This is a genomic window from Aurantibacter crassamenti (assembly GCF_016811105.1).
In the GTDB taxonomy this organism is placed as follows: Bacteria; Bacteroidota; Bacteroidia; order Flavobacteriales; family Flavobacteriaceae; genus Aurantibacter_A; species Aurantibacter_A crassamenti.
On sequence record NZ_JAFBGM010000001.1, the window covers coordinates 2405108 to 2418109 of the forward strand.

General features: G+C 34.0%; 12 protein-coding genes. 6 read left to right on the plus strand and 6 right to left on the minus strand.

The annotated features are described in order from the left end of the window. Positions 1-2 precede the first annotated feature (2 nt). The 4 genes from JQC67_RS09965 to JQC67_RS09980 all read right to left on the minus strand — a co-directional run bounded on the left by JQC67_RS09965 (position 3) and on the right by JQC67_RS09980 (position 4562). Entirely contained in the window at positions 3-1331 is a 1329-nt protein-coding gene (locus JQC67_RS09965; protein WP_203252665.1) for a Gfo/Idh/MocA family protein, read from the minus strand. A gap of 103 nt (positions 1332-1434) precedes the next feature. Then, positions 1435-2124 (minus strand): peptide-methionine (S)-S-oxide reductase MsrA, encoded by a 690-nt coding sequence (gene msrA / locus JQC67_RS09970; protein ID WP_203252666.1) that lies wholly within the window; start codon positions 2122-2124, stop codon positions 1435-1437. Between the two features lie 114 nt (positions 2125-2238). Beyond that, positions 2239-3528, minus strand: coding sequence for an invasin domain 3-containing protein (locus tag JQC67_RS09975; RefSeq protein WP_203252667.1), 1290 nt, complete (start codon positions 3526-3528; stop codon positions 2239-2241). Positions 3529-3872: 344 nt separating this feature from the next. Further along, positions 3873-4562 (minus strand): arylesterase, encoded by a 690-nt coding sequence (locus tag JQC67_RS09980; RefSeq protein WP_203252668.1) that lies wholly within the window; start codon positions 4560-4562, stop codon positions 3873-3875. A gap of 73 nt (positions 4563-4635) precedes the next feature. Between JQC67_RS09980 and JQC67_RS09985 the strand changes: the two genes are divergently transcribed. The 4 genes from JQC67_RS09985 (at position 4636) to JQC67_RS10000 (ending at position 9315) form a co-directional block, all read left to right on the plus strand. Then, a complete protein-coding gene (locus JQC67_RS09985; RefSeq protein ID WP_203252669.1) occupies positions 4636-5325 on the plus strand; it encodes an ABC transporter ATP-binding protein in 690 nt (229 codons plus the stop codon). Next, positions 5322-7874 carry an ABC transporter permease gene (locus tag JQC67_RS09990; RefSeq protein WP_238934562.1) on the plus strand — a complete coding sequence of 851 codons (2553 nt, stop codon included), beginning with the start codon at positions 5322-5324 and terminating at the stop codon, positions 7872-7874. The genes JQC67_RS09985 and JQC67_RS09990 overlap by 4 nt, the downstream gene beginning before the upstream one ends. 34 nt (positions 7875-7908) lie before the next feature. Further along, the gene (locus JQC67_RS09995; RefSeq protein ID WP_203252670.1) at positions 7909-8862 is read left to right on the plus strand and encodes an aldo/keto reductase; all 954 of its coding nucleotides are present in this window, start codon (positions 7909-7911) and stop codon (positions 8860-8862) included. Between the two features lie 213 nt (positions 8863-9075). After that, positions 9076-9315 carry a hypothetical protein gene (locus JQC67_RS10000; protein ID WP_203252671.1) on the plus strand — a complete coding sequence of 80 codons (240 nt, stop codon included), beginning with the start codon at positions 9076-9078 and terminating at the stop codon, positions 9313-9315. Here the strand turns inward: JQC67_RS10000 and JQC67_RS10005 are convergent, their stop codons facing one another. Beyond that, entirely contained in the window at positions 9316-9726 is a 411-nt protein-coding gene (locus JQC67_RS10005) for a VOC family protein (RefSeq protein WP_203252672.1), read from the minus strand. A 278-nt stretch (positions 9727-10004) separates the two neighbouring features. On the opposite strand from JQC67_RS10005, the gene JQC67_RS10010 reads away from it, so the two are divergent. Together JQC67_RS10010 and JQC67_RS10015 are read left to right on the plus strand one after the other, a co-directional pair. Further along, on the plus strand, positions 10005-10244 hold the full coding sequence (locus tag JQC67_RS10010; protein ID WP_203252673.1) for a hypothetical protein: 240 nt from the start codon (positions 10005-10007) through the stop codon (positions 10242-10244). 506 nt (positions 10245-10750) lie between these two features. Continuing rightward, a complete protein-coding gene (locus JQC67_RS10015; RefSeq protein ID WP_203252674.1) occupies positions 10751-10990 on the plus strand; it encodes a hypothetical protein in 240 nt (79 codons plus the stop codon). Between the two features lie 734 nt (positions 10991-11724). On the opposite strand, the gene JQC67_RS10020 is transcribed toward JQC67_RS10015, so the two are convergent. Beyond that, positions 11725-12942: a sensor histidine kinase gene (locus tag JQC67_RS10020; RefSeq protein ID WP_203252675.1), complete on the minus strand. Its 1218-nt coding sequence runs from the start codon at positions 12940-12942 to the stop codon at positions 11725-11727. Positions 12943-13002: the final 60 nt, after the last annotated feature.

The window sequence follows — 13002 nt, forward strand, 5'->3', positions numbered from 1 at the left end:
AATTACAATTTGGGTTCCCAACCCTTGGCATATTCTCGTTTCCAGTTTTTCATGGCATTTTCATTGTTCAAAATTTTACCAGTTGCCGTATCTACTTTTAAAGTTTCCCCAGCATCTTGCGCCATATTACCTAAATGACAAAGCATTGTAGAAATACTTGCATCTTTAATTTCAGCACGTAAAGATTCATCAGAACGAATACCAGCAAAGAAGTTGCTAATATGATTAACATCTAAACCACCGATACCCTGTGTATTTGTTGTAGCACTTTGTGATCCTTCTAATTCTTCTTTTATAAGTTCACCATCAAGACCATAAAGTTGGTAGAAGTTTCGATCTAGCATTATTGAACCTTTGCTTCCGTAAATAGTAATACCTCTTCCTGGTTGCTTAGGTTTAATTAAACCTCGACTATGACCTGTCCAAGTAATAAATTTATCTCCCGCATATTTAAATGTTACTTGCTGATTGTCAACAAATTCCCAATCATCATCAAAAGTATACTTTCCTCCGAATGAAGTTACACTTTCAGGTAAGTCTACACCTAAGGCCCAACGACATATATCTACCTCATGTGTGCCATTATTATGCATTTCACCAGTACCCCAATTTTTGAACCAATGCCAGTTGTATGGATGAATATTGTCTTTATAATCTTTTCTAGGAGCTGGTCCTTGCCATAAATCCCAATCTAAGGTTTTAGGCACAGCGATTTTTTTACCGATTCCGATTGACCCTCTATTGCTAGAATAATAGGCTTCACCTTTGTAAACTTCTCCGATTATTCCTTTTCGAATATCATTGACGGCTGAGATTGAAGTTTTGGCAGAACGCTGTTGGTTACCCATTTGCACCTTTTTACCATATTTTTTTTGAGCGGCAACAAGTAAATCATTTTCATAAGGGTTATGACTACATGGTTTTTCAACATAAACATGCTTACCGGCTTGCAATGCCATAATTGCCATAGGAGCATGCCAATGTTCGGGGGTAGCAATGAAAACGGCATCTACATCTTTATCTTCTAAAACTTTTCGGAAGTCTTTTTCAACCTTAGGTACATAACCGATATTCTTCTGGCACCAAGCATTATGCTCTTCAAGGATGACATCATCAACATCACAACTGTAAATTATTTTAGCGTTTGGGTCTGCATTTATTGCAATTACATGTGCTTTTGCACGACTACGAACACCGATTACTGCACAATTAATATGGTCATTTGCACCTAGAATATTAGCATAACTGTTTTTAGGGAAAATAAGTCCTCCTAAAGTTACAGCAGCTGTTCCGGCGGAGGTTTTTTTAATGAAGTTTCTTCTTGTCGTCATATTATAATTTTGATAAGTTAGTTTGAACAAGCACCTAATTTACAAATAAAAAAGCGACCTACTTATAGGTCGCTATGTGAAAATAATTTCTAGTCGTAATAGACTAATGCGTAGCTTCAGTTTTTAAATAGTCACCAAAGTTTGCTTTAAAACGATTTAATCGTGGAACAGAAACATTTTTGATATAGGAGTTATTCGGATTGTTTCGTTCATAGTCCTGATGGTAATCTTCAGCTTTGTAAAATTTTTTAAAGGGAGTAACCTCTGTCGTAATAGTGTTACCATCATAAACATTTTCACTTGTTAAAAGAGCAATATAGTCGGTAAGTATTTTATTTTCAGCGTCATTTTTGTAAAATGCAATTGATCTATATTGACGCCCACGATCTGGTCCTTGGCGATTTAAAGTAGTAGGGTCATGTGATCCAAAAAACACTTGAACTAAGCCTGTATAAGATATTATTTTTGGGTCATAATAAACTTCAACTGCTTCAGCGTGTGAACTTAATCCGCCGCCTACTTGTTCGTATGTTGGGTTTTTTTCTGTCCCACCAGAATAACCTGAAATAACTTCTTTTACACCTTTCACACTTTCAAAAATTGCCTCAACACACCAAAAGCACCCACTAGCAAAATATGCCGTTTCATAAGAGCTTAAGTCTTGAGTAATTGAATTTGAAAGTTGACTAATATCTTTACCAGTATCAGTATTGCTTTTTTTATCAGATTTAGATTGGCAGCTAGTTGAGATACCAACAAACAGCAATAGGAAGAATACATTTATATTTTTCATAACTAATTTCTTTAAATAAATAGTCGCAATTGAATTTATACCTTACTTGTATTAAGATACAAAAAAGCCTGTCAATATAAATTGACAGGCTTTTTTCATATTTGAAATCATTGATCAAGAACCTATAGTACCATTTCCTAAAACTTCTATAGCTGATATTTTCGGTTTATCTACAGTAGCTTCAAAAGAGATTGTTAATTCTCCATCCGTAACTTCAACATCGTACATACGTGTATCCGGTTCCGCAGCACCTATATCTTTATGCAAGTCATAACCGGTAAATATTTTGGTGTCTTCGATGGTCGCATTAAATATTCTGCTTCCATTACCACCTTGTTTTCCAAGTGGATTTTCAACACCCCAGTAAATTTCTGCAAAATATAGTTTAATTGTATAGGTGCCGTTATTTACTGGAATTCTATAAACCATTGGTCCTTTTTGTGATGGACCGTTAGCTGGCACTCTTTCTGTAAGAAAAAGTTCATCCATTTCAGTGTTATTTATCTCAGTCAATAGGTCATTGCTGTAGGTTATAGTTCCTTCACTAAAATAATTGTCCGCTATAAAAGTTATGCCATCGTAAGTAAGTTCTGGGCCACCACAATTAATTCGTACCATTGATGGTCCTAACGGCACAGTTGATTGTGGCGCTTCTTGTGCAGGATTAGAGTCATCAGGATTGAATGTTATATCGGTGGTACTGGTAATATCTACCCCATCTAAAGTACCTGAAATAGTTACAGTCTGTTCTACATTATTGGTTACTGTTGCAGTATACGTACCATCTTCGTTGTCACTAACAGCAGATATATCGGCAGAACCCGTTGATGTTAGGACAACGACGCCACCACTTGACTTAAACTTATTACCATTAGTGTCAGCTAATTGCACCGTAACTGTAGAAGTTGATATGCCATCTACGATTGTCGTTCCTGTAGCGTCTATAGTTGTATTTTCATTTGTTGGGTCCACTACAGGAGGTGCAGAAAATGTAATTTCAGCAGTATCCGTTATAGCAGTACCATCTAATGTGCCTGAAATTGTAACATCCTCTACGGTTGTATTTGTTACAGTTGCTGAATAAGTACCGTCTGCATTATCAGTAACAGCAGAAATGGTTGCAGAACCTGTGCTCGACAAAGCTACTGTGCCAGCACTCTTTGTGAATTTAACACCTTTTGTATCCGCAATTGTAACTGTTACAGCAGAAGCTGTTGAACCATTAGCTACAATTGGCGAAGTTGTAACAATTGTTGTGCTTGAATTTGTTGGGTCAGCAACAGGAGTTACTTCTTCTTTCGGAGTATCACCTCCGCCATCATCACTGCTACATGCAACTGGAACAACAATAAATGAGCCCAGAAGAACAAGAGCAAGAATTCTTGTAATAAAGTTAATTTTCATAGTCTTTGATTTAAAAATGTAATTCAATGTTTTTTTCAAAATTATCGAAGAATTTTTCATTTAACAACTAATAGGTAGTTTTTTCGATAAATAACTCCGTGTAATTTCCTATAAAGATATTCTAAAAAACAGAAATAGTATTAATTAAAATTATTTTATATATAATTGAAAATCAATAATTTGTGCATTTAAATATTGAAATTGTTGTTCATTATAAATTAATAGTCAAGACGATGAAGCTATATACTCTCGTTTTTTATCAATATTATAATTAGTCATTAAACACATATAATTTGCATTTAATCGTTATAATTATAAAAGTTTTTAGTTTAATATGTTGGTTGTTACTTTAGTATATCTTTCAAAACTTGCCAAGTATTGCTAGATACAATTTTATGACCCTCAATAGTTGGATGAATACCGTCTGCTTGATTTAAATTTGGGTCACCAGCAACTCCTTCTAGAAGAAAGGGAATTAAAAGCAGATTGTTTTTTTCTGCCAACTCCGGAAATATTTTTTTAAACTCTTCGGTGTATTCAGGCCCCATATTAGGGGGAATCTGCATACCAGCCATAATAATTTGAGTTTCTGGGTTTTTCTCATGAACAGCATCTATGATATCTTGCAGATTTTTTCGAGTTTCAGAGAGTGGAATTCCTCTAAGACCATCATTGGCTCCTAATTCAAGTATAAAAATGTCAGTATTTTGGTTTAAAACCCAATCTAATCTATTTTTTCCACTAGTGGTTGTTTCACCACTCAAACCAGAATTTATTACGGAATAACCATAACCTAAAGAATCTAATTTTTCTTGAATTAATGCCGGAAAAGCATTTTCCGGATCTAGTCCCATTCCGGCTGTTAAACTATCACCAAAAAACAAAATTGTTTTGTCGTCATTAGTTGTAATAATCTCTTTTTGTTCTGAATTTTCTGATTCATTTGCAGTATTAGATTTTTTCTCTGAGGATTCGCCACATGAAAATAGTATGAAAAAGGATAAAAAATAACGAAACTTTAATAGTTTGTGCATAGTTGTCGGCTTCATAAATGGAAATGATTTGCTTATTTTGTCCTCTCTGAAAAAGAAAATTCCTGAAAACTTTATGGCAAAGATATTAAACGTTAGTAATCTAAGAAAAACCTATAACAGCGGAACAAGTCAACTGACCGTTTTAGAAGACATTTCATTCTCAATTGAAGCAGGCGAAACTTTCTCAATTGTAGGCCCATCAGGCAGTGGTAAAACAACATTGCTTGGCTTATGTGCCGGACTTGATAGCCCAAGTTCTGGAGAGGTTGAATTGTGTGGTACCCCTTTAACTAGTTTGAATGAAGATGAGCGTGCAATTCTTCGAAATAATGAGGTAGGTTTTATTTTTCAAAACTTTCAGTTGCTTCCAACTTTAACTGCTTTAGAAAATGTAACGGTTCCACTCGAGTTACAAGGTGCTAAGAATACAACCAAAATTGGAATGGAATTATTAGATAAAGTGGGTCTAGCCGATAGATTTCATCATTACCCGACCCAATTATCAGGTGGCGAACAACAACGTGTTGCTCTTGCACGAGCTTTTTCAAGCAAACCTTCTATATTATTTGCAGATGAACCTACTGGTAATCTTGATGAAGAAACAGGAGCAAAGGTAACGCAGTTAATATTCGATTTAAATCAAGAAGCAAATACTACTTTGGTGATCGTTACACATGATTTAGAATTAGCACAACGAACACAGCATATATTGAAATTAAGAGGCGGAAAAATAGTATCCAACGAAAGTAAAATACAAGCATGAGTTACCCCAAAAGAAAGGTGAATGCCAGTAACTATTGGTTGGTGAAAATGGCTTGGCGTGATTGTAAAGCTAGTAGTAGGCGACTTCTATTATTTATGGCTTCAATAATATTGGGTATAGCGGCTGTAGTTTCAATTCAATCGTTTAGTGAAAATTTAAAATTCAATATTTCGCTTCAATCTAGAGCTTTGATGGGGGCAGATTACCGTATAGACAGTAATAATGAGCTAAATGAAAGAGTTTTAGGTATTGTTGATTCGTTAGGGGGTGCTAATGGGCGTGAGATTAGTTTTCCGTCAATGGCAACTTTTTCTAATACTGAAGCCACTAAACTAGTATTAGTGAGGGGTGTTGAAGGAGGTTTTCCTTTTTATGGCGAATTGCTAACAGAACCGCAATCAGCATCTGAAGAATATCAGCAATCTGGGGGCGCTCTTGTTGATGCAACTTTAATGCTACAATTTAAACTAAAAGTAGGTGATTCAATAAAAGTAGGTAATCTGACTTTACCCATTTCAGGCAGTTTGAGCTCTTCTCCTGGAAGTACTGGTCTAACCACCACTATTGCTCCACCCGTATTCATTCCTCTTAAATATATTGAACAAACAGGGCTTGTTCAAAAAGGTAGCCGAATTCGATATAACTACTATTTTGTAGCAGATCCAGATTTAGATTTAAAAAAGTTTGATGAGGTTATTGATCCTATTCTTGATGCCGAGAATGCTGATCTTGATACGCATTTATCTACGGCAAGGCAATTAGGGCGTAGATATGAAAATGTTGCTAAGTTTTTGAATTTGGTAGCTTTCATTGCCTTACTGCTTGGTTGCATTGGTATAGCCAGTTCGGTACATATTTATATTAAAGAAAAATTACAATCTGTTGCAGTTTTAAAATGTATTGGCGCTACTAGAAAACAAGCTTTTCTTATTTATCTGATTCAGATTGCTGGTATTGGACTTTTAGGAGGTATCATCGGTACGCTTCTAGGTCTGGCTTTACAATGGTCTTTTCCGATGTTATTACAGGGGTTTCTTCCATTTGAAGTCCAAATAACATGGGCAATACAACCTATTATAATGGGTGTATTTTTAGGTCTTTTTATGGCAGTCTTGTTTGCGCTATCTGCTTTAATGAGCACTTGGTATATTTCACCACTACAAGTGCTAAGAGCACAAGAAGATACTTCTGAGAAATCGAAAAGAGCTACTATTTTGATTGGAATAGCAATTGTCTGTTTTGTTTATCTTTTTTCATTTTGGCTTTTAGATAGCTTTAAATTGGCATCTGGCTTTGTATTAGGAGTAGTTGTAACTTTTTCTATTCTAGCAGGAATTGCGAAACTCTTAATGTGGACAATAAAGACATATTTTCCGGTAAATTGGAGTTTCAATGCGAAGCAAAGTTTAAGGAACCTTTATCGAACGAATAGCCAAACTATGGTTATGGTATTAGCAATTGGTGTTGGTACTTTTTTAATAAGCAATTTGTATTTTACTAAAGACTTTCTTTTAGCGAAGGCAAGTGTAGAAGCTGGTTCTAAGGCTCCGAATATTATATTATTAGATATTCAAACTGATGAGAAGGATGCTGTCATTGATAGAATTTCAGTAAAAGGATTGCCAATTATCGATAATATTCCGATTGTTACAATGCGCGTACATGATATTAACGGCCGTGCAGCAAATGATATTCGTAAGGATACACTCTCTGAAATAAATCATTGGGTTCTAAACCACGAGTTTAGGGTTACCTATCGAGATTCACTCATTGCTTCAGAAACACTTTTATCTGGTGAATGGACGAATGAAAGCAAAATAGATAACCTCATACCTATTTCTTTAGCAGATAATGTCGCACGTAATGCTAAAGTAGAAGTAGGTGATAAAATGACCTTTAATGTACAGGGGGTTTTAATGAAAACAATTGTGGCGAGTATTAGAGAGGTTGATTGGGCAAGAATGCAATTGAATTTTTCAATAGTATTTCCTACAGAGGTGTTAGAAAATGCACCTCAGTTTCATGTGTTGTCAACCAAAGTACCCGATGCACAAGCATCCGCAGAATTGCAACAAGATTTAGTTAGAAAATTTCCAACAGTTTCAATTCTAGATTTGCGTCAAATGATAAACTTAGTTGAAGGTATTTTAGATAAAATCACATGGGTTATCAATTTTATGGCATTTTTCAGTATTCTAACGGGTATCATTGTGCTAATAGGTGCTGTAAGAACTAGTAAATATCAACGTATAAAGGAAAACGTACTCCTAAGAACTCTTGGAGCTAAAAGCCGTCAGATTCTTACTATTACGGCTTTAGAATATATTTATTTAGGCATTTTAGGTGCAGGCGTGGGTATACTTTTGTCTCTAATTAGTAGCCAGTTGCTTGCTTATTTTGTCTTTGACACTCCATTTGTTCCTTCAATAATTCCATTTTTGGTAATACTACCAGCAATTGCATTATTGGTATTATTTATAGGCCTGTTCAACAGTAGCAGTGTTATCAAAAGTCCACCTTTAGAGGTGCTGCGCAAAGAAGGTGCCTAAATTAATTATGAATCACGAACTTTAAATATCAATTATGAAATACACCAAAATACCAAATACAGACTTAGAAGTTTCATCAATTGCTTTAGGTACCTGGGCTATGGGTAATGATTTTTGGGGAACCGTTGATGATAATGAGTCAATAAGAGCCATAGAAGCCTCAATAGATTCAGGAGTTAATTTTATTGACACAGCACCTGCCTATGGCGCAGGACATGCAGAAACAGTTGTAGCTAAGGCTATTGAAGGCAAGAGAGATAAAGTTATTGTGGCTACGAAAGCAGGCGTGATACGAACTGAGACTGAATATTTAAGAGATTTGAGCCCTAAGAATATTAAAAAGGACATTGAAGAGTCTTTAAAGCGATTAAAAACAGATTGTATTGATTTGTATTATATACATTGGCCAGATGTCAATACACCTTTAGAAGAATCAATAAATGCATTGCTAAAGCATAAACAACAAGGTAAATTCAGATACTTGGCAGTCTCAAATTTTTCTATTGAATTAATAGAGCAGGCACAGCAAATGACTGATATCGTTTGTTTACAGCCTAATTATTCGATGTTAAATAGAAAAATAGAAAATGATATTATGCCCTTTTGTGAAAAAAAGTTAATGGGTATTATCTCATACGGTACCTTGGCTGGTGGTCTTCTGACAGGTAAATTTAGAGAATTACCAAAGTTTGAGAAAGGCGATAATAGAGGGCGTTTCTATGATTATTATCGTGAAGATATATGGTCATCTATTCAAGGATTATTGTCCCTTTTAGACGGCATAGCCGAAAAACATAGCAGTACAGTAGCTCAAATAGCAATTGCTTGGACCATTCAGCAAAAAGGTGTCACCTCAGTACTAGTGGGTGCTAAAAATGAAAAACAAGCAATCGCAAATGCCGGAGCTGCTAACGTTCTTCTATCGACTGATGATTGTCTTGCTATATATGCATATTTGAAAAATCATCTCCAAGAGGTAATTTATTAGGCTTTTCATAGTATTCTACAAATAGTTTTCCTTTTTAAGTAAGTTGAAATGCACTTTATTTCGGTAAGGTGTTTTTAGTGCTTCATACCGTTATCGAGACTTTTTTACAGTTAATCTGAATAGTTGTCAGATAACGAGTATTTGGTCTCGTTGAACGAACCAATCTCCCTGAAAACGGGGTCTGTGGGTTTTATATATATAAAACAAACAGTCATGAAAACTATCGCAACTTTAATTTTTGTTCTTTTTATCGGAGTAGCAGCACAAGCTCAAGCAACAACAGTTGAAACAACTACTGAAGCAATTGAAATGACTATAGCATCAGAAACTACAGTAAAAGAGGTTACTGCTGAAAAGAATACTGAAGTTGCTCGTTTATACAGAAGAAGTAATAGTAGAGTTAAAAAGGCTTTGTCTTTTACAACTAAAAGAAACAGAGCTAAACAAGCTTAATTAACTTAAAAATGAATTTTCTTCTATTAACGATGTAAGCTCAACTGTATGTCCGTCTAAATCATCGGTATATATAGAATGATAATAGTAATGATCCTTAAAGTGATATTCAAGATTTAAAGATTCGTAGTGCTGTATAGCCTTTTTAAGATTTTCATTGTTAACATGAAAGGCAAAATGGTCAATTCTTAGATTCACAGGTTTTACATGCTTTTGATTGTCTTCAGCATCCGCTGGGAATAAAGCAATTCCGGCATTACCAGATAATAGGAATACTGGATATTCTCCCCATTTAGGTAGTTTGTATGATTTTAGGCCTAATACTTTTTTATACCAGGCTATTGAAGCCGCCATATCTTTTACTCTTATGGCAACATGATCAAGCCTTTCAATATCAAATACTTTGTTCATATCGATAAAAATAAGCTTTAAGCTGCAATAGCTATAGTTGATGACATTGTTTTTGATGAAACCTTACTTTTTGTAAATTTTAAGGCAATTGATAATACTATTTTACGGATTAAAAACACTTTATTTCGGTAAGGTGTTTTTAGTGCTTCATACCGTTATCGAGACTTTTTTACAGTTAATCTGAATAGTTGTCAGATAACGAGTATTTGGTCTCGTTGAACGAACCAATCTCCCTGAAAACGGGGTCTGTGGGTTTTATATATATAAAACAAACAGTCATGAAAACTATCGCAACTTTAATTTTTGTTCTTTTTATCGGAGTAGCGGCACAAGCTCAAGCAACAACAGTTGAAACAACTATTGAAGCAATTGAAATGACTGTAGCAACAGAAACTACAATAAAAGAGGTTACTGCTGAAAAGAATTCTGAAGTTGCTCGTTTATACAGAAGAAGTAATAGTAGAGTTAAAAAGGCTTTGTCTTTTACAACTAAAAGAAACAGAGCTAAACAGGCTTAAGAATATTATAGGTTCTTCCATTTATTATTTGAGCTTATCAAATAATTTCTAACTACAAAAATTTTACCCTATTCTTTAAAAATAAGAGGTTAGAGGTTATTCTTTAGAAAATAGTACAATCAAGAGATTTATAGTAATGATGCCATTTTTGGCAGATATGGATAGATATCTTCATTTAAATTGAGTTGATATTTATACAAGGGATTATTGAATTGCCGGAAAAATCTAGACCTATGCAGCCGATTTCAAACGATACAACAAGCTATAAATCGAATATTTTCAATCAAAACTACATATTTACGGAATTTGAATGCACCTGATTGTACAAATACCTCGTTTAAAAACATTTTTTTTCGGTAAGGTGTTTTGGGTACTTCATACCGTTATCGGGACTTTTTTACAGTTAATCTGAATAATTGTCAGATAACGAGTATTTGGTCTCGTTGAGCGAACCAATCCCCCTAAAAATGGGGTCTGTGGGTTTTATATATATAAAGCAAACAGTCATGAAAACTATCGCATCTTTAATTTTTGTTCTTTTTATCGGAGTAGCAGCACAAGCTCAAGCAACATCAATTGATACTACTACTGAAGCTATAGAAATGACTATAACATCAGAGACAACAGTAAAAGAGGTTACTGCTGAAAAGAATACTGAAGTTGCACGTTTGTACAGAAGAAGCAATAGTAGAGTTAAAAAGGCTTTGTCTTTTACAACTAAGAGAAACAGAGCTAAGCAAGCTTAATACTTAAATAAATTAAACGTAGTGCCATAGATTCAGTTGAGGTTACTAATAATGGATTTAAGAAATAACCTGATTTATTTCATGATAGCGAAATTACATGGCTTTTGACGTTTTAATTGTTTAACCTCTTTTTATTGGAGCTAAATTTATAAAAACAAAGCAGTATAGCATAATAGGTGAACCCTAATCATGAAGGCAATAATCACAATAGTATTTGTAATAATTATCGGAGTGTTAGCCCTAGCTAAAAATAATAGGAATAGTGAAAATAAAGCGCAACATAATAAAGTGGGTATTCTTTTGGATAGTAGCACTTTTTATTATCTCAATTGTGAAAAGATTAAGATAAGTGGTAACAATAATATAGAAGCTAAGCGTTTGTATAGTTTGAAGGCCTAAGTGTAAAATGGCTTTGTTTTAAAAATAGCAACAATAAGCCAAAGTTGGCATAATAATTGAACTAATAAAAGTATGTGAGGCCATCAATTAAGTTGGTTTAGCACTAATCTAAAATATGATGATGATACTAGTAACAACACTTTCAGTAACCGCTTTAGTTTTAGGTGCTTTCACTGTTATTCAAAAGAAGAAAACTCAGATGAAACCTATAAAGGTTCGTGTAAAAAAATAGTAAAACTAACTAACTCGAAAGATATTAGTGAACTCTGTTTTTAACAAAAAACAGAGTTTTTTTAGTTTTAAATGGCTTTTTAGTTGAAGATGCCGAACATATTTTAAACAACGGCATGTATTTTTTGACCAAGTTCTTTAAAACGAATAATATAATTAGTTCCTTTTTTCGATTGATCTCGTTCAATAGTTCCTCTTAATTGGCGTGTAAGGTTGTTGATTAATTTAAGTCCGAGTGATTTCGTGTTTTTATAGTTAATTTCCTGAGACATGCCTATACCGTCATCACCTATATTTAATACATAATCGTTCAGTTTTTCCTTTTTCAGTTCAATATTTATTTCTCCCTCAGCATCATCTTTTATTCCATACTTCAAAGAATTTGTAATAGCCTCATTTATTAATAAGCCTAGAGGAATTGCAGTGTCAATACCTAGCTTTACATCTTCTATATTCAAATTCAATTTGATATTATTATCAGTACCTTTTAGTGATCGAATTAAGTATTCGCTTAATTCTGTAACATAAGATTTGTATTCTATTTTTGATAAGTCATCACGCATGTATAGCATTTCATGAACCATGGCCATTGATATGACACGGTTTTGGCTGCTTTTAATCATACTTTTCATTTTAGGGTCTTCTATGTTTCTTGATTGTAAACTTAGTAGGCTTGAAACGGTTTGTAAATTGTTTTTAACTCTATGATGAATTTCTTTTAGAAGCGTTTCTTTTTCATGAATTCGGCTTTCTATTTCTCTTTTAGTTTTATAAAGATTATGATGTGCGTGTAGTAGGTTTTTGCCAAAGACACCACCTATTAAATAAACAGAGAATAAAACACTAACAAGAGCAAATAAGCTTCTTGATTGCTCAGGTATAACATTTGTTGTAAAACTGTAATCAACAATACTTTGAGAATAAATAAGCAAAATAATTAGTAAGTTGAGGTTTAGATATAAACTGCCATATGATTTGGTAGAAACATAACCAGCGACTACTATTAGCGCTAAAACAAAAATAAATGGACTATTGATGCCACCACTATATAATGTTATTAAAGTTGCCCCCGCTAGGGTCATTATTGACGTAATATTATACGTGAGAACTAACTTTTTATGAACGGAGAACAGTACTACATTTAAAAGATTTAGTGTGCCAAATATCCAGAAAACAAAAGGTATGACTTCAGTAATATTCAGTGCATAATAACAAAGAGTGCCAAAAATAAGTGCAAAAAATGAGCTGAAATAACAAACACGGATAATCAATCTAGTCTGATTTGCACGCTGACTTTGTATGATTATATCTTTTTTATCCATAGCACAAATATGTTTCTTTTGGGCAATTTTTCCAATCAACAACTACGATTACGATGGTTG